Here is a 16,606-nt window from a genome sequence, read left to right on the forward strand (position 1 = left end):
GGGGGTGCTTGGGTGGCATAGGCGCAGGGCACCCCCGTAGACTGCGGGGGGCGGGTGGGGAGCGGGCGGGCGCGGATGCGGCGCGAACGGGAGCGGACGGGTGCGATGGGCGCTGCGGAGGGGGGGAGGAGGGGGGGGGGGGGGGGGGGCAGCACAACAGCTGGCGTTGGGGTCGGGAGGGAAGTCGTGTGGAGGCGTGGTGTCGGTCGGCGTCGTGCGTTGTTCGGGGGAATTCCTTGCTGGATAAGGGATTCGTGATTAGTCGAGCGCGTGCCTTGTGAGACGGGCGACTGAGGGTGGCGGGCTGTCTTGAGTGAAGGGCGAGGGAGTGCCTTATGCGGAAGGGGCTTCCTTTCTGGCGCGGAAAGTGTTGCGGGATAGCGGTTTTAGGCGTTGTGGACGGAACGGAGGGATGGGGAGGTCGTGGTTAGGAAGGTTGTTGTTGTGGTGGGTCTGGTGCTTGCGGTTGCGGGATGTGGGCCGGGGGAGGAGGGCGGTGAAGAGAGACCGCACGGGTATGTGGCGGGGGCCGAGGAACTGCCGGAGGCGCAGGTGGCTATCGCCTACGCGGCTGTGGGGGCGCGGCAGTTGAGTTTGCTGGATTTGGCGGGCGGGAGTGAGGAGCAGGTCGGGTTGTCGATCGGTGTGGAGGAGTTGGCTGAGGACGGGCGGCTCGTCTACGCGGGGGACGGGGATCGGACGCTGGAGATCGTGGATACCGGTGTGTGGACCGTGGACCACACCGACCACGTGCACTATTACCGGGCTGCCGCCCGTACGGTGGGCGCTGTTGCTCTGGATGCCCGAGTCGTGTCGGTGGTGGGGGCCGAGGCGCACACCGCGATCGGGACGGCGGATGGGCGGGTCACGGTGCTGGACCGGCGGAAGCTGGAGGGCGGGGCCGTGAGTGAGGTGGTGACCGTTGACTCCGGGAGCAGCACGGGGCTGGCGGTGCCGTACGGGGAAACGCTTTTGGTGGCCGTGGGCGACGAGAAGGGTCGGCCGGCCAGTCGCATCGTGGCGATGGGGTATGACGGGCGGGAGACCGGGGCCTTGCGGGTGCCGTGTGTGGCGCCGCGGGGGGCGGCTGTGTTGCGGGGTGGGGTGGTCATTGCCTGCGAGGACTCGGTGGTGCGGATCAAGGGTGACACCTCCGAGGTGCTCGAGTCTGAGGTGGGGCCGGTTGCGGGTACGGGGTTCGGGTATCGGCCGCGCAGTAACGAGGCGGCCGTGGGGGACGGGCGGGGGGTCTGGTCGGTCAACGCGTCCAAGGTGACCCTGCGGCACGTGCCGGCGAACGGGCGTGAGCTGGTGGCTGCCGTGTCGCCGGCCGATGGGCGTACGGTGCTCGCTCTCGACGACGACGGGACGCTGATCAGCTATGACCTGACGACCGGGCGGGCGATCGCCGAGGCGCCGTTGCGGGCCGCGACGGTGACGCTCGACGTGAACCGGGCCTATGTGACGCAGCCGGAGGCCCAGGCCATCGTCGAAGTCGACTATCAGGATCGGTTGCGCACCGCCCGTACGTTTCCCGCCTCGCAGCGGCCCGACCTGGCCGTCGAGGTGGGGCGGTGAGGCGGCTCCTCGCGCTCCTGCTGCTGCTCGCCGGGGGCGCCACCGCCTGCACCGGGCCCGACGAGGCGCGGATCGTGGTGACGACCAACATCCTCGGCGACGTCGTCGAGCGGATCGCGGGCGACCAGGCGAAGGTCACCGTGCTGATGAAGCCCAACGCCGACCCGCACTCGTTCGGGATCTCGGCCCGCGAGGCGAACGCGCTGCAGACCGCCGACCTGGTCGTCTACAACGGGCTGGGGCTCGAGGAGGGGGTGCTGCACCACGTCGAGGCGGCCAAAGCCCAGGGCGTACGGGTCGTGGAGGTCGGCGCGCGGGTCGAGCCGATCGAATATCGCGAGGGCGACGCGGCGGGGCTGCCCGACCCGCACTTCTGGACCGACCCGGCCCGCGTGGTCACCGCGACTCGGCTGCTGGGCGACGAGATCGTGGCGCACGTCGACGGGGTGGACGCGGCCGTCGTGCGCGAGCGGGCCGCGGCGTACGGGAAAGAAGTGGCTGCCCTCGACGCCGAGCTGGCCGGCCGCTTCGCGCGGATCCCGGCCGAGCGTCGGGTGCTCGTGACCAATCACCACGTGTTCGGCTATCTGGCCGGGCGTTACGACCTGCGGGTGATCGGGGCGATTCTGCCCAGCGGCACCACGCTCGCCTCGCCCAGCGCTTCCGACCTGGCGTCGCTGGTCACGGCGATCGAGAAGCACCGCGTACGGGCGATTTTCGCCGACACCGCGCAGCCCGCGCGACTGGCCGAGGTGCTGGCCGACGAGGCCGGGCTGAGCGTGCGGGTGGTCGGGCTGTATTCCGAGTCGCTCAGCGAACCGGACGGGGAGGCCGCGAGTTATCTGGCGATGATGCGCTTCAACGCCGAGGCGATCATCGGCGGCCTCTAATTTTTTGGCCGCTTAACGAAAATGGATGTCATTACAATGAAGGAGATCCGAGTGCGACGTAGAATTCTTGCCCTGGCCGTATTGGCCACCGGGGCGCTGGCCGCTTGTGGGAACGAAGCCCCGGCACCCTCGTCGGCGGCGGCGATCAACGACCCGGTGGCGATCACCTACGACGGCGGCATCTACGTGCTCGACGGCGAGACGCTCGAAGTGGAGCGCACCCTGCCGATGGCCGGCTTCAACCGGATCAACCCGGCCGGCGACGCGAGCAACGTCTTCGTCTCGACCAGCGCGGGCTTCCAGGTGCTGGACGCGGTCAACGGCACGATGACCGACATCGCCTACCCCGGCGAGAAGCCCGGCCACGTCGTCCGGCACGGCGACCGTACGATCCTGTTCACCGACGGCACCGGCGAGGTCAACAGCTTCGACCCCGAGGAGCTGGCGAACGGCAAGCCGCAGGGCCGCCAGTACAAGACGGCGGTGCCGCACCACGGGGTGGCCGTAGAACTGGCCGACGGCACCATGATCGTCACCCTCGGCACCGAGGAGTCCCGCACCGGCGCGATCGCCCTCGACCCGGCGGGCAAGGAGATCGCCCGCAGCGAGAAGTGCCCCGGCGTGCACGGCGAGGCGGTGGCCCAGGGCGACGTGGTCGGGCTCGGCTGCGAGGACGGCGTGCTGCTGTTCAAGAACGGCGCGTTCGTCAAGGTGCAGAGCGAGCGCGAATACAGCCGGATCGGCAACCAGGCGGGCAGCGACGCCTCGCCGGTGCTGCTCGGCGACTACAAGATCGAGCCGGACGCCGAACTGGAGAACCCCACCCACTTCTCGCTGATCGACACGGCCACCGCGAAGCTGACGGTTGTGCCGATGCCCTCGGGGGTCAGCTACAGCTTCCGCTCGCTCAACCGCGGCCCCGGCGGCGAGGGGCTGATCCTCGGCACCGACGGCAAGCTGCACGTCGTCGACCCGGCCGCCGCCAAAATCACGAAGTCGTGGCCGGTCGTCGCGGCCTGGAAGGAGCCAGTGGACTGGCAGCAGCCACGCCCGGCGATGTTCGTTCGCGGTGACGTCGCGTACGTGACCGAGCCGGCGGCTAAGAAGGTGCACCAGCTCAACCTGACCAGCGGCGAGATCATCGCGTCGGCCACCCTGGACGGCGTTCCGAACGAGATCAGTGGGACGCTGGCCGGCCACTAAGGGTTATCGTTAACATCGGTCCATATCGATGGAGGTGCGTCATGCGGGTCCCGGTGGTGGCGGTGATAGCAGCACTGATCGTGGCCTCGGTCCCGGTGCCCGCGCGGGCGGCGCCGGTGACGATCGCGAACGGGGTGCAGTTCACCGACACCGCCGGGGCCGGCGTGCACGCCCACGGGGGCGGGGTACTCAAGGCCGGCTCGTACTGGTACTGGTTCGGCGAGAATCGCAACGCCGACGACACGTTCCGGGCCGTCTCGGTCTATCGGTCGGCCGACCTGCGTACGTGGGAATTCCGCAACAACGTGCTGACCTCGTCCTCGGCGGCCGAACTGGGCAACGCCAAGATCGAACGGCCCAAGGTCGTCTACAACGCGGCCACCGGCAGGTTCGTGATGTGGATGCATAAGGAGAACGGCACCGACTACGGCGAGGCCCGGGCCGCCGTGGCCTCCGCGAGCACCATCGACGGCACGTACACCTATCACGGCAGCTTCCGGCCGCTCAACCAGCACATGTCGCGCGACATCACCCTGTACGAGGAGGGTGGCACCGCGTACATGATCTCGGCGGCCGACGAGAACCGGGACCTGCAGATCTATCGCCTGACCGCCGACTATCTGCAGGTCGCCGCGCTGGTCGGCAACTTCTGGGACAACGCGACCCGGGAGGCGCCGGCGATGTTCAAGCGCAACGGCGTCTACTTCATGCTCACGTCGGGCACCTCCGGCTGGAACCCCAACCAGGCCAAGTACGCCACCGCCACGAGCATCGCCGGCCCCTGGTCGGGCTGGACCAACGTCGGCGACTCGACCACGTACGGCTCCCAGCCCGCTTTCGTCCTGCCGGTCGGCAACGCCTTCCTCTACATGGGTGACCGCTGGGCCGGCGCCTGGTCGGGGCCGGTCAACGACTCCCGCTACGTCTGGCTGCCGATCAGCTTCCCGACCAGCACGTCGATGACGCTGACCTGGTATCCCACGATCACGATCGACGCCGCCGCGGGCACGGTCACCGGCAACCCGGCCACCTACTACCGGATCACCGGCCGGGGCAGCGGCAAGGTGCTCGACGTGGTGAGCGCCTCGATGGCCGACAACGCCGAGGTCAAGCAGTACGCGTGGAACGGCGGCGGCAACCAGCGCTTCGAGTTCCGCGACACCGGCGGCGGCTACTTCCAGATCGTCGCCCAGCACAGCGGCAAGTGCCTCGACGTCGCCGCCGCCTCCACCGCGGACGGCGCCAACATCATCCAGTACGCCTGCGGCAACGGCGCCAACCAGCAGTGGCAGTGGGCCCCGACCGGCAGCTACTACCAGCTCAAGGCCCGCCACAGCGGCAAGTGTCTCGACGTGGTCGCCGCCTCCACCACCGACGGCGCCGACATCCAGCAGTACGCGTGTGGCAGCGGCACCAACCAGCAGTGGTCCCGCACTTCTTAGAGTCGGGGCATGTTTGTACTGGTGGTTCGGTTCGACTGCCGCGATCTGAACGCGGCCGCCCGCTTCGACGAGTTGACCGCCGAGGTGGTGGGGGCGATCGAGGAGCGGGAGCCGGGCACGCTCACGTACGCCACGCACGCCGTGGAGGAGGAGCCGTTGGCCCGCGTCTTCTATGAGGTCTATCGGGATCGGGACGCTTTTCAGGCGCACGAGGACGCCGAGCACGTGAAGCGGTTCCACGCCGCCAAGGAGTCGCTGCTGGTGGGGACGCGTGTCGAGTTCCTGACGGGTGGGCCGCTTGTCACGAGGGCTTGACGCTTCGTTGGTGGTCGCGCGGGCTGTCCGTCAGTAACAGGGCGGACGTTTCCCTGCTGATCGGAGACCGGATGCTCGTCGGGCTCTACCGTTCTGGACCGCTGCGCCATGTTATTGCCAAAGGGTATGTGGTGCGGGGTGCTCGTGCGCCGGGGCTGGTGGCCAAGTTGGTGGAGCGGCCGCCCGCCCTGCCGCGGGGGATGTCGTTGCGGGGCAGCCCCGAACGGGGGATCTTGTGGATCGATACCGGGCCGGTGTGGTTGCTTGATCCGGGTGTGCGGCAGCGGCTCACCCGCAATCTGGCCGAGGCGACCACGTTGCTGGCCGACGCGCTGGCCCGGCGGCTGGGGGAGCTCGTGCCCAACGCCTGGCTGCCCGCGGCCGACGGTCCGGGGTGGCTCTGCGCCGATCTGCACGCCGTCGAGGTCGCCAACGATACGCAGCGGGAGTTGTGTGCCAATCAGTTCCGCCGGTTCGTGCCGGAGCTGATCGCGTTGACCGGGCGGGCCGCGTTCGGGCCGGGGCATGTGGAGGCGAGCGGGTCGCGGCGGCTGGCCGAGGCCACCGATCATGTGCCGGCCCGCTATCTCGACTCGGCCAGTCAGGCGCACCTGGGCCGGATGCGGGAGAGCCTGCGCCGCGATCACGGCATCGCGCGGCTCGAGCACATGGACGTCAATCCGCTGGGCGGGCCGGCCTACCCGTTCCCGGCGGTCGAGCTCCGCTGCATCGACGGCCAACTGCTTCCCCGTACGGCGGTGGCCCACGCCCTGCTCGTGCAGGCGATCGCGATGGCCGCCCGCCGCCTCGAGCAGGAGGGCCGCCGGGTGCCGCCCATCCCCGACCGGGTGCTGGACCGGGACCGTTCGCGGGCCATCGCCACGGGCATCGCCGCGCGGCTGGAGAACGATCTGAAGAACCGGCCGCCCGCCGCCACCATGCGGCTGGTCGAGCTGATCGACACGCTGGTGCCCGAGCTGGCCGCGATGCAGGTCGAGCCGGCCGAGCTGGCCACGCTGACCGGCGGGCTCTCCATCCTCGACGCCCATCCGCGGGCGGTCTGCGGTGAGAACGACCTGTGGCGGGCCGAGCCGCTGGGCGACCGGCTCGGGCGCCGCCTGACCGACCCGAAATGGCTGGCGACCGACCATCTGGCCGCCGTGAACCAGCAGCTGGCTCCGGGGGCCACGGCAATGGCCACCCGGTTCTGGGAGGACCGCCTCGCCGCGCAACGGACGCCTCGTCGCCGGGCGGGGCGGTCCTCCGCCGGACGGGCCGCGCGCGACCTCTTCGAGCAGCTCGGCGGCGAGCCGGCCGAGCCCGTGGTGCTGGCCGCGATCGAGCGCTACCTGGCCGCGGGCGGACCGATCCGGCTGCACGACGAGCTTCGCCGTACGGGGGCCGACGCCAAGCAGTTGCGCCGGAGTCTGCGGCCGGCGGCCGAGGCCCGGCGCACGCTGAGCCGGGTCCCCGACGACTGGGCCCGGGGCGCCGCCGCGGCGGCCGTGCAGCTGGCCCGCACCGGCGGCCGGGCCCTGGTCAGCCTGCGCCTGCCCCAGGCCGAGCGGGAGACCGCGACGAAGGCCCTGATGCCGGTGCTGGCCGACCCGCCAGCGGGCGTCCGGCTGCTGGTGATCAACGATTCGCTGTTCCAAGACAAGGTCAACATCGAAATTCTTGCCGTACGCCGGGGAGGCGCCCGATGACCGAGGTCCGGCGCCCGGCCGTGGTCCCCGTCCAGCTCGACTTGCGGGAGTTCCGCACCGTGCCGGACGGTCCCGACGGCTATCTGGAGCTGTGGAAGCTGATCGAGCCGACCGTCCACACGCTGCAGCCGCAGGTCAAGGACACGTGGCGGCTCGACCTGCCCGACGGCCCCTTGACCGTACGGTTCGTCGACCCCGCTTCCGCGCCCGCCCGGCTGGATCGGACCACCCCGTTCGCCGTACGGGGTGTCGTGGAACCGCCGGTGATCCGGTACAAGTGTGCGAGCTGCGCCGCCGCGAAGATCACGCGGTACGGGCCGTTCGTGTGTTCGCAGTGCCGCGAGGCGAAGCTCCCGGACCCGCTCTGCGACGACCACGCGGTGATCGTGGACCTCAACTTCGGCCGGGTCACCTGCCGGCGGCATCGTCCGCGCTGCGAGTGCGGCGAGGCCGGGTCGTTCTGGTGCGGCGGGCCGCGCTGCAAGGGCGCGCGGGCGTGGTGCGACCGGCACCGCAAGGCGCTTCCCGGCAACGCGGACCGGGCCTACTGCCCGCAGTGTCACGACCGGCGCTTCCCGGCCTGCGCGGCCACCGGGTGCGCGTCCACCGGGTCGATGAGCTGCGAGCACACCGACGCGGCGGGCCGTTCCTGCGCCCGGCGGCAATGCCTGCGGCACGGGTTCCGCTGGCAGGTCTACGGACCCCGGCGTACGGGGTTGGCCGTCTGCCAGGAGCATCGGGCCGGTCTCGCCGAGCTCGGCCGTGCGGAGTTGATCCGGCAGGTCGTGGTGGCGACCGCCCTGCGCCGCGGCCACGGCAGCGGTTTCCGGCTGCCCACCCTGCCCGCCTTCCGGCACATGCTGATCAACGTGCGCCGCGATCCGGTCGACATTCCCGCGGTGGCCGAGCTCGTCGACGCGGTGCGCCGCGACCTGGCCGGCACGCCGCACGCGGCCGTGTTCGACGAGTCGTACGGGCGGGCCATGCGGGCGGCGATCGAGACCGCGGCCCAGGACCGGGAGGCCGGGCTCAAACACTTCGCGCGGCTGCGGCAATACCTGCGGGGCGCGGGTCGCACGAAACTGGCCGAGCAGATGACGTACGCCTTCTTCACGTCCCGCTCGAACCTGCTGTTCGTCCGGGTGCCGGACGACTTCGAGAAACAGTTCGAGGCGTACGCCAGGAAGATGAGCGGCTTCCTCTCGATGACGGTGAAGCGGGAGAACGCATGACCGGGTCCTGGTCCTCCACGCACGACCGGCTGCTGATCGTCGGCGGCACCGGCCTGCTCGACGGCTTCCGGGTCGGCGTGGCCGCGAGCCGGGCCCCCGGCGGCGGCATACCGGCGTTGCTGCGTGCGCGGGAGGTCGCGCCGGTCCGGGTCATGCCGCTGGGCGAGCTGCCCGAGGGGATGGTGGCGGTCGGGGAGGCGCTGGCCGACCGGCTCCGGCTGACCGAGACGGGCAGTCAGCCGTGGCAGCTGACACCGACGCCGGCCACGCCGGCCGCGGTCGCCACCATCGAGCCGATAGCCGACAGCACCCTCAAGAAGGTGATCGAGGAACTGGCCCGGGCCACCGACGTGGCCGGCCGGGTGGTGCACCTCGAACCGGGCGACGCCTCCTCCTGGCTGGACGTGGACGGCTCCGCCATGCGTATCCGCGAGGCGACCGACGCTCGCGGTGAGGCGTTGAGCGGGCTGGTCGAGATCACCGAGCAGACCGAGCTGATGCTCTTCGGCAGCCGCGCCGGCGTCGACATCGTCGTGCTCGCGGACTGCAGCGGCTCGATGGTCGCCGATGACATCGTGACCCGGACGAACCTCATCGGCCGGCGGGCCGGGACCCCGATCAAGCGCAGCGAGGTCCAGCGCGTGTCGTTGCTGGAGCTTCTCGAGGCCCGGAAGCGGGTCGCCGGACGGGTTTCGCGCATCGCCCTGGTCAAGTTCACCCACCAGAGCACGTCGGTGTTCCCGCGGGGCGGGGGCATGGCCGAGATGGACGCCGGTTCCGATCCGGCGGTCTTCGACGAGTTCGAGGAGGCGATCAACCAGCTGGTCCCGCGCGAGCGGTCGGGCACCGACATCGGCCAGGCGCTGCACTTCGCGTCCGAACTGCTCTACCGGTACGGCGTACCGGGCAACGATCGCCTGATCGTGCTGGTCAGCGACGGGGCACACCTGACGTCGAAGGGTGAGGACAAGACCGGTGAGGTGGTCAACGGCACCGACGAGCCGGTACTGCTGATGGAGGAGTTGCACAGGACTTCCGGGATCCGGCTGCACGCCATCGGCATCAGCGACCGGGACCTCTTCGAGACCTGGTGGAAGCAGCGGTACGGCAACCGGCCGCAGGAGGCCAGCATCGTGCCGAACCATGAGCTGCTCCGGGAACTGATCGAGGTGGGCGGCGGGGAACGGGCCCAGATCGGCGGCATGGAAGTGCTCGAGAAGTACTTCAGCGGACTCGGGACGGGCGCGAGCCGGGGAGTCGGGCGGCCCGCCAAGCCGCGCCTGCCCGCCCTGCAACCCGAGCTGGGCGAGGCCCTGCGCCGGGTCGGCCAGGTCGACCCGCAGACCCGGCACAGCATCGAGCAGTTGGCCGACCGCATCCGCGGCGTGTACAGCCTGTGCGTGGCGGCCAGCCGGCGCCGCGACGTGGGCCGGTTGTTCCAGCCCTCGGAACGCCAGTTGTACGACCTGGCCGACCTGGGCCGCCTGGTGTCGCGCCGGCTCGACTTCGTCGGCTGGATCTCGTCGGTCTACAAGGTGTTCAGCGAGAACCTGGACGAGCGGCTGCGACCCGGTTCGGCCGAGCCGTACCCGATTCGAGAGATCGTGGCGCTGCTCGGCCCGGACAGCGAGTTCGACCGGCTGTTCGCGCTGCGCCACGACGAGGTGCACGACCGCCCGGGTCAGCAGGCGCACACCTGGGCCGGCAAGTTCTACGCCAAGTGCACCCGGCGCTACGCGCTCGACCCCGAGGACGCCGCCAACTGGGCCAGGGTGCAGCTCGGCGCGCTCGAGGTGCTGCTCGGCGCGCTGGTCAGGGTCGAGCAGGTGATCAACCGCGCCGAGCCGGACGACCCGGACGACGAGCCCGAGAACGAGGACGAGCCCGTCGTCCTGTGGCCGGTCAGCTGACGGCCGGGATGGCGGTCTTCACGTTGCCGGTCGGCGTCGCCGTGCGCCAGCCGGAATCCGGGGTGCCCGGCATCAGCATCAGCCCGTGCCGTCCCTCGCCGTCCTGCACCACGACCGCGCAGCCGGCCCGGATGCCCAGGTCAGCCGAGGCGATCTCGCCCGCCGGGCCGGTCACCTCGTCCTCCACGGCCAGCAGCCGTACGGCTTGCGGGGTGGTCTCGCCGGTCGAGCGCGGCCACGGGCCCCCGCAGCCACTGCAGCGCGGGGCGGCCAGCCACACCGACTCGGTCGCGCCCACCCGGCACATCTCGGTGCAGCGCACGCAGGCCATGCTCACGACGGCCGGCTCGGACAGCATCAGCCAGCCCGTGCCGAGCTTGTCGCGCAGCCGGGTCACCAGGCCGGCCAGCCGCTCGGGCAGTTCGGGGAGCTCACCCAGCACGGGCAGGACGGCGTGCTGGCCGGGGCATTCGGGGTCGACCGGCAGCACCGCCGTGCTCAGCACCGGCCGCCGCACGTTGCCGTAGGCGCGCAGCCCGGTCCACTCCCGATCGCCCAGCGCGACCTGGATGACCTGCTCGGCCATGAGCGCGCCCAGCGTCGCGGCCGAGGTCTGGATGGCCGGGATGATCGAGGCGGCCTCGGCGGCGCGCGCGTAGGCCCGGCACGAGCCGATCGACACCCGGCCCGGGTTGAGGCACCGATAGCAGACCGCGCCCGTGACCCCGGCGAACACCGACAGGTTGTATTCGGCGGCGGCGAAGCCACCCTCGATCATCGGCCGGCCGTGGATGCGGCAGCGCTCGGCCAGCCACGCCCGCGCCGACACGCTGTCGACGGCCGAGACCACCACGTCGGCCCACCGGATCACCGCGTCGCCGGCCGACTGCACCAGCATCTCGGCGTAGCGCACGACCGGCTCGGCGGCGGTGGCGATGGTCGCGGCCCGGTCGGCCACCACGGGCGCCTTGCCGGTGCCGAGCCGCTCGACCTCGGCCGGGGCCGGGAAGAACGGCGAGCGGGTGGCGTTGTGGCCCTCGAACTCGTCGTAGTCGACCAGCAGCAGGTGGCCGACGCCGCTGAGGGCCAGATTCTGCACGACGTTCTGGCCCAGCGCGCCCAGGCCGATCACGGCGACCCTGGTGCGCTGCAGGACCTCGGGGTCGTAGCCCGCGAGCTGTGAGCGGCTGTGCAGCCCGGTCGCGGTCACTGGCTGTGCTTCTTGCACGTGCACGAACCCACCTCCATCCCGGTCAGGTAGCACCGGGCCTTGGCATTGGCTGTCTGAGCGGAGAACTCCACCGCGCCGTCGCCCTGGCCGAACGGCGGGAGCGGCTGTTTCGGAGCCGGGTGGACGGGTGGCTTGTCGGTGCGGCTGATGACCTCGAACGTGGGCTTCTTCGGCCGGGTCAGCGCCTTCCCGAGGATCGCCAGCACCAGGATGATCAGGAGGATGACGATGAAGGTGCCCACTCGTCACCGTCCCGGCGTCCGAGGTGCCGGGTTCTCCGGCGGGGCGGCCTCGGGTGGCGGCCCGTCGAGAGTGAACGACTCGACCCGGTAGCGCCGGCCGTCGTCGTCCAGCCACAACTCGACCGGCACGGCCGAGCCCGCCGCGGGACGGATCACGGTCACGGTCGTACCGGGAACGAAGTGGCCGTTGATCTGCCACAGCACGTCGTCGGGGGAGTCGGTGCGCACCGAGCAGCGATAGGCCGTGGAGTCGGGCGACAGGGGACAGGCGAACGTCAGGCGGGGCCGGCCGTCCGCGGGAATCCGGTTGTTGATCGTGTTCGCCAGATGCCGGAAGCCGAAGGCGATCGCGACCAGCACGAGGACCAGCGCCAGCAACAGGGCCGCCGCCGACCGGCTGATCCGCGGGCGGGACAGCGCCCGGCGGTTCGCCGGCTGCGGGGGAGGCTGACGAGGAGCCTGCTGCGGCGCGGCCGCTCCGCCTCCACGCGACATCTCCTGCGCCGGGATCGAAGCCGGTCCGACATAGACGCGGCCCCAGTTCCGGTCGGAGCGGGCGAAGACGAGGATGCCCACGTGCCGCTCGTCGGTCCAGGTCGACTGGTTCTGCCGGTCGGTGCCGCTGTAGGCGCTCGGCCCCGGATGACTGTGCCACCACCCCACCGGGTCGCAGGTGGGATGGGCCCGGGCGCCCTCCTCCTTGAGCCGCTGGGTCAGGTCGGCCGACAGCCGCAGCTCGCCGTGCCCGCCCGCCTCCGGCGGCGCCGCCACGGCCGCCTGCACCAGCGTGTACGCCCCGTCGGCGTCCTCCAGCACCCGGCCGACCAGCATGCCCCCGGTCTCGCGGGGCAGCGCGTGGTGCGCCCACCCGCGCAGCGTCGCCAGCACGTCGGGGCCGACCAGCACGGTGTGGCCGCCGGGCACGGCGAACACCCAGTGCTGCGGGAACAGGGCCCGCCGGCGGAACGGCGGCCCCTGCTCCTCGCGGAGGATCTCGAACTCGACCCCGCTCACCGGAAGAACTCGATGCCGCTGTCGGCCGGCGAGCCCGACTGGCTGATGATCTCGAAGCCGGACGCCGCCGGCGCGTCGGCCGCGGTGAGCCAGAGCGGCAGCTTGGGATAGACGATGCTCGGGTCGAGCGGCCGGTCGCCGTAGTGCCGGCGGTGATACTTGATCGCCTCGCCGTTCCAGCCCACGTAACCCCGGCCGCGGCCCTTCTCGTCCCAGTTGAGCATCCGGGCGATGTGCATGACCAGATGCCCGAGGGTGACGTAGCCGCGCTGGTTCTTCCAAAGCTCGTCGCCGATGCAGACCGGGGCGTTCTTGAGGAAGTGCGGCGACCACGGCGCCTCGGTGATGATCCAGGAGTTCGGCGGGTTGCGCGGGTAGTCGGAGACGTCGGTGTCCAGGCCGATCTCGGTCTGCTGGGTGAACTTGCCCGGCCCGATCAGCGTCGGGATCCGGAAGATCAGGCGGTACTTGCTGCACTTGTCGGCCGCGCCGGCCGACTTGATCTGGTGCCGGCGGGCGTTGAGGTCGGCCGTCGACGCGTACGCCTCGGAGGCGAACGTCGCGCACTGCATGTCGGCCAGCACCTCGTAGTCGAAGCGCCGGCGTTGCAGCAGCTCGGCGGGCTTGGCCATCGGTCAGACCTCCCGGGCGCCGGTCGTGGTGTGGTCGACCATCAGCGTCTCGCCGCCCGTGATGCCGGCCGCCGCGAGCGTGGTGTCGTCGAGCAGCTGCTTGTTCGAGTTCGCGTCGCGCAGCCGGTATTGCGTGGTGTTGCCCGGCGAGGGGATGAAGTTGGCCCGGATCATCTCGGTGATCAGGGTCTTCGCGGTCGCGTCGCCGGGCACGGCCGCGGTGATCCGCCGGTCGGACTCGGTCGGGTGGATGAAGGTGAGCTGGATCTTGTCCATGTCGGAGCCTTTCCTGGGTTGGGGGTGAGGCCGCCTAGCGCGGTGTCTCGAGCCCGGCCAGCAACGCGTCGGCGTCGGACCGGGCGGACGGGTCGGTCTGCGTCGCCTGGGCCACGATCCGATGGATCTCGGCGCGGTCCTCGGCGCGGTCGTGCCGGCGCAGCCGCAGGGTGAGCGCGGCGGCCAGGTCGAGGCCGATCTCGGCCCGTTGCCGGCCGGGCAGCGTGACCCGGGCGTCCAGCGCCTGCCGGAGCAGCTCGATGCCCTCGTCGACGCGGTCCCGGCCGTCCGGCGCCGGGCCGTGGCAGAGCAACATGCCCAGGGCGGCGCTCTCGCGGGCCCACACCGGGCCGAACGCGACGGCGGCCGCCATGGCCTCGCGCAACTCGGCCTCGGTCTTGCGATAGAGGTCGTGCAGGGTCGCCTCCGGCGCGTGGCCGCGGGCGGTCAGGCGGGCCGCCTGGAACATCAGATATTGCGCCCGGTGGCTGTGCAGCAGGCTCTTGCCCTCGGGCGCCCGCGGATGCCGCTGGACCAGATCGGTGAGAAGAGCGATTCCTTCCGCGTACGCCCGGTCGTCGCGGCTCTGCTCGGCCCGCCGGCTCAGCGCGTCGACCAGCTCGTCGACCACCGCGAGGGCCAGGACGGGATCGATCGCCGGGTCGGTGACCGCGTCCTTGAGCAGCGCCAGCGCCGGGCCGGGATCGCCGGTGGCCAGGATCGACCGGGCCTGTTCGACGGCGGCGTCCGGATTCCGGGGCAGGGAGCGGGTCGGCTCGGCCGGCTCCTTCCGCGTCTGCGGTGGGGCCGTCGGCTTCTCCTGGCGTGGGGGCGTCGGCTTCTCTTGGCGTGGGGGTGACGGCGTTTCTTGGCGTGGGGGCGTCGGCAGGGTGCGGCGCAGGGGTGCGGGTGGGGGAGTCGTGGCGCGGCGGCGCTTGGCGTAGACGGTCGTCGCGATGCCCCCGGCCACCGCCGCGATGATCACCGCGAGCGGGCCGCTCACCCCGATCACGACCAGCAGCACACCGATCACCAGGGCGGGCAGCACCGTCCGGGCGGCGACCCGCAGGTGGGCCCGCTCCCGGTCGCCGAGCCGCCGCGTCAGGTCACGGCGCATCGTCGCCACCCGTGCGCCAGACCACCACGGCCGTACGGTCGTCGTGCGACCCTTGCCGCCGGTAGCGCAGCGTGTCACCGATGGCGAACGGCAGGTGCGGCACCCGCCACTGCCCGGCCAGCCACTCGCGCAGGGCGCCCGAGGTGCGCAGGTCGTTGGCGAACCCGTCGGTGCCGAACGCGACCACCCCGGCCGGGGCCACCTCGACCAGCTCGACCTGCTCCGGCTTCTCGCCCGGCATGCTGGCCGACACCACGTTGAGCGGGCCCTCGTCGGCCGTGAAGGCCTCGTCGAACCCGTCCGCGGTCATGGTGAACGCGGACACGTCGCCGACCCGGGCCATCCGGCAGCCCCGCTCGTCGAGGACGGCGACCGCGCCGACGAAGCCGACGGTCCGCGGATCCAGCCGGTACGCCTCCTCGACGACCCGGGCCGTGCGCGTGCTGGCCTGTGCGAGCAGCTCGGCCGGATCGGGCTCGGCCTGGGGGTCGGCCTTCTCGGCCTGGGCCGCGGCGATCAGCACCGACTCGGTGAACAGGTTGGCGCCGAGCTGCGAAGCCGGCTTCGACCCGAGGCCGTCGGCCACCGCCACGTAGAGCCGGCCCGACTCGCCGACCATGAAGTTGTACGAGTCCTGCCGGGGCTGACCGGACACCAGGTGACCGGCGCCGATCAGCGAGGCCGCGGCGACCCGGAAGCCGCCCGCGCTGGTGCCGTCGAGCGCCACCGCGGGTGGGCGCAGGGCGATCGCCGGGTTGACCTGGCCCAGCTGCGGCGGGGCGGCCCGCCCGATCGTCGGCGCGGTGCCGGGCAGGTCCCTCGGGCCGGTCGGCAGGGCCGGTTCGGCGGCCGGCGCCGGGTCGACGGCCTGCGCCGGGTCGGAATCGGCTCGCTCGGGCGTCGCCGGCTCGCCCGAGGCCGGCTCCGGTGCGGCCGGGGGCCGGGGCGCCGGGTCGTGGCCGGCCGGCGGGTTCGCCCACGGGTCGACGGCGGGCGGCGGCTCGTCCACGGTCACCGGCGCGGCCGCCTCCGGCGGGCCGTCCGCGGTCACCCGCGGGTCGTCCGGGGTCTCTCGCGGGTCGTCGCGCCGCGCCGGGAAGGAGCGGCGGAATCTCTCCAGCATGGCGGCCGCCTCAGATCGTGATCGCGGGCAGCGGCGTGAAGTGCTCGGTCGGCGCGTCCAGGTAGAGGCCCTCCTGCTTGGCCGGGTCGGCCAGGCTGGTCGAGGTCGTCCGGATGCTGCCGATGATCGCGTTCATGATCTCCCGGACCTGGGTCACCGGGTCGCTGTTCTTGGCGATGAACGCGAACCGGGTGGCGATCTTCTGCATCGACTCCTGCTGCGCGTCGGCGAACCCGAACGTCACCACCTCGGGCGCGAACTTCCAGCTCTTGTCGGTCAGCTGGTGCAGCGCGTCGGTCCAGTCCTCGCGGGCCTGGTGCGCGCCGTCGCTCATGAAGAACACGACCGGCCGATAGACCGGGGTGCCCTTGGGCAGCGACGTCATGCCGGACTCGATGGCCTGGCGCATGCCCCGGAACGCCGCCGCGAAGTTGGTGCCGCCCTCGACCATCAGCTCGGGCAGGTGCGCGTCGGCCAGGTCGCACAGCGGGATCACGACCCGCGAGTCGTCGGAGAAGGTCATCAGGCCGACCCGGGCGATCTCGCCGACCATCGGGTTGGAGCGCATCTCGTTCTGGATGTCGGGCAGGGCCTTGTTGACGGCCTCGATGGATCCGCCGGCCATCGACGCGCTGACGTCGACGCACAGGAAGACCGGGAAGACGGTGAAGAGCTCGGACGAGGTCACAGTGATG

General features: G+C 71.6%; 16 protein-coding genes. 8 read left to right on the top strand and 8 right to left on the bottom strand.

Going from position 1 to position 16,606, the window contains the following annotated elements; translation table 11 throughout:
* Window positions 1–552 precede the first annotated feature (552 nt).
* The 8 genes from JKJ07_RS27225 (at window position 553) to JKJ07_RS27260 (ending at window position 10,276) form a co-directional block, all read left to right on the top strand.
* A complete protein-coding gene (locus JKJ07_RS27225) occupies window positions 553–1,578 on the top strand; it encodes a WD40 repeat domain-containing protein (RefSeq protein WP_307834431.1) in 1,026 nt (341 codons plus the stop codon).
* Entirely contained in the window at window positions 1,575–2,468 is an 894-nt protein-coding gene (gene aztC / locus JKJ07_RS27230) for a zinc ABC transporter substrate-binding protein AztC (RefSeq protein WP_202994652.1), read from the top strand. The genes JKJ07_RS27225 and aztC overlap by 4 nt, the downstream gene beginning before the upstream one ends.
* Window positions 2,469–2,519: 51 nt before the next feature.
* Window positions 2,520–3,671, top strand: a complete 1,152-nt coding sequence (aztD, locus tag JKJ07_RS27235; protein ID WP_307834432.1) for a zinc metallochaperone AztD — start codon at window positions 2,520–2,522, stop codon at window positions 3,669–3,671.
* 41 nt (window positions 3,672–3,712) lie between these two features.
* Complete coding sequence (locus JKJ07_RS27240; protein ID WP_202994654.1) at window positions 3,713–5,113, top strand: RICIN domain-containing protein; 1,401 nt, start codon at window positions 3,713–3,715, stop codon at window positions 5,111–5,113.
* A gap of 9 nt (window positions 5,114–5,122) precedes the next feature.
* Window positions 5,123–5,428: a putative quinol monooxygenase gene (locus tag JKJ07_RS27245; protein WP_202994655.1), complete on the top strand. Its 306-nt coding sequence runs from the start codon at window positions 5,123–5,125 to the stop codon at window positions 5,426–5,428.
* A gap of 131 nt (window positions 5,429–5,559) precedes the next feature.
* The gene (locus JKJ07_RS27250; RefSeq protein WP_202994656.1) at window positions 5,560–7,134 is read left to right on the top strand and encodes a glutamate--cysteine ligase family protein; all 1,575 of its coding nucleotides are present in this window, start codon (window positions 5,560–5,562) and stop codon (window positions 7,132–7,134) included.
* On the top strand, window positions 7,131–8,366 hold the full coding sequence (locus JKJ07_RS27255; protein WP_202994657.1) for a hypothetical protein: 1,236 nt from the start codon (window positions 7,131–7,133) through the stop codon (window positions 8,364–8,366). Before JKJ07_RS27250 ends, JKJ07_RS27255 begins: the two co-directional genes overlap by 4 nt.
* Window positions 8,363–10,276, top strand: coding sequence for a vWA domain-containing protein (locus tag JKJ07_RS27260; RefSeq protein WP_202994658.1), 1,914 nt, complete (start codon window positions 8,363–8,365; stop codon window positions 10,274–10,276). Before JKJ07_RS27255 ends, JKJ07_RS27260 begins: the two co-directional genes overlap by 4 nt.
* Here JKJ07_RS27260 and JKJ07_RS27265 read toward each other — a convergent pair.
* The 8 genes from JKJ07_RS27265 to JKJ07_RS27300 are packed head-to-tail and all read right to left on the bottom strand — an operon-like array spanning window position 10,269 to window position 16,599.
* Entirely contained in the window at window positions 10,269–11,486 is a 1,218-nt protein-coding gene (locus JKJ07_RS27265; RefSeq protein WP_202994659.1) for a HesA/MoeB/ThiF family protein, read from the bottom strand. The genes JKJ07_RS27260 and JKJ07_RS27265 overlap by 8 nt on opposite strands.
* Window positions 11,483–11,749 carry a hypothetical protein gene (locus tag JKJ07_RS27270; protein ID WP_202994660.1) on the bottom strand — a complete coding sequence of 89 codons (267 nt, stop codon included), beginning with the start codon at window positions 11,747–11,749 and terminating at the stop codon, window positions 11,483–11,485. The genes JKJ07_RS27265 and JKJ07_RS27270 overlap by 4 nt, the downstream gene beginning before the upstream one ends.
* Before the next feature lie 3 nt (window positions 11,750–11,752).
* The gene (locus JKJ07_RS27275) at window positions 11,753–12,763 is read right to left on the bottom strand and encodes a Mov34/MPN/PAD-1 family protein (RefSeq protein WP_202994661.1); all 1,011 of its coding nucleotides are present in this window, start codon (window positions 12,761–12,763) and stop codon (window positions 11,753–11,755) included.
* Window positions 12,760–13,395, bottom strand: a complete 636-nt coding sequence (locus tag JKJ07_RS27280) for a hypothetical protein (RefSeq protein ID WP_202994662.1) — start codon at window positions 13,393–13,395, stop codon at window positions 12,760–12,762. Before JKJ07_RS27280 ends, JKJ07_RS27275 begins: the two co-directional genes overlap by 4 nt.
* 3 nt (window positions 13,396–13,398) lie before the next feature.
* Window positions 13,399–13,671 carry an EsaB/YukD family protein gene (locus JKJ07_RS27285; protein ID WP_202994663.1) on the bottom strand — a complete coding sequence of 91 codons (273 nt, stop codon included), beginning with the start codon at window positions 13,669–13,671 and terminating at the stop codon, window positions 13,399–13,401.
* Window positions 13,672–13,705: 34 nt separating this feature from the next.
* Complete coding sequence (locus tag JKJ07_RS27290) at window positions 13,706–14,788, bottom strand: hypothetical protein (protein WP_202994664.1); 1,083 nt, start codon at window positions 14,786–14,788, stop codon at window positions 13,706–13,708.
* Window positions 14,778–15,911, bottom strand: a complete 1,134-nt coding sequence (locus tag JKJ07_RS27295) for a protein phosphatase 2C domain-containing protein (RefSeq protein WP_202994665.1) — start codon at window positions 15,909–15,911, stop codon at window positions 14,778–14,780. Before JKJ07_RS27295 ends, JKJ07_RS27290 begins: the two co-directional genes overlap by 11 nt.
* A 10-nt stretch (window positions 15,912–15,921) precedes the next feature.
* The gene (locus JKJ07_RS27300) at window positions 15,922–16,599 is read right to left on the bottom strand and encodes a vWA domain-containing protein (protein ID WP_202994666.1); all 678 of its coding nucleotides are present in this window, start codon (window positions 16,597–16,599) and stop codon (window positions 15,922–15,924) included.
* Between the last annotated feature and the right edge of the window lie 7 nt (window positions 16,600–16,606).

The organism is Paractinoplanes lichenicola, assembly GCF_016785085.1.
Lineage (GTDB): Bacteria > Actinomycetota > Actinomycetes > Mycobacteriales > Micromonosporaceae > Actinoplanes > Actinoplanes lichenicola.

Excerpts from the sequence above, each read along its gene's own strand:
- JKJ07_RS27285 (WP_202994663.1), bottom strand. The coding sequence starts at position 13,671 with ATGGACAAGATCCAGCTCACCTTCATCCACCCGACCGAGTCCGACCGG.
- JKJ07_RS27280 (WP_202994662.1), bottom strand. The coding sequence starts at position 13,395 with ATGGCCAAGCCCGCCGAGCTGCTGCAACGCCGGCGCTTCGACTACGAG.
- JKJ07_RS27290 (WP_202994664.1), bottom strand. The coding sequence starts at position 14,788 with ATGCGCCGTGACCTGACGCGGCGGCTCGGCGACCGGGAGCGGGCCCAC.
- JKJ07_RS27260 (WP_202994658.1), top strand. The coding sequence starts at position 8,363 with ATGACCGGGTCCTGGTCCTCCACGCACGACCGGCTGCTGATCGTCGGC.
- JKJ07_RS27255 (WP_202994657.1), top strand. The coding sequence starts at position 7,131 with ATGACCGAGGTCCGGCGCCCGGCCGTGGTCCCCGTCCAGCTCGACTTG.
- JKJ07_RS27295 (WP_202994665.1), bottom strand. The coding sequence starts at position 15,911 with ATGCTGGAGAGATTCCGCCGCTCCTTCCCGGCGCGGCGCGACGACCCG.
- JKJ07_RS27240 (WP_202994654.1), top strand. The coding sequence starts at position 3,713 with ATGCGGGTCCCGGTGGTGGCGGTGATAGCAGCACTGATCGTGGCCTCG.
- JKJ07_RS27245 (WP_202994655.1), top strand. The coding sequence starts at position 5,123 with ATGTTTGTACTGGTGGTTCGGTTCGACTGCCGCGATCTGAACGCGGCC.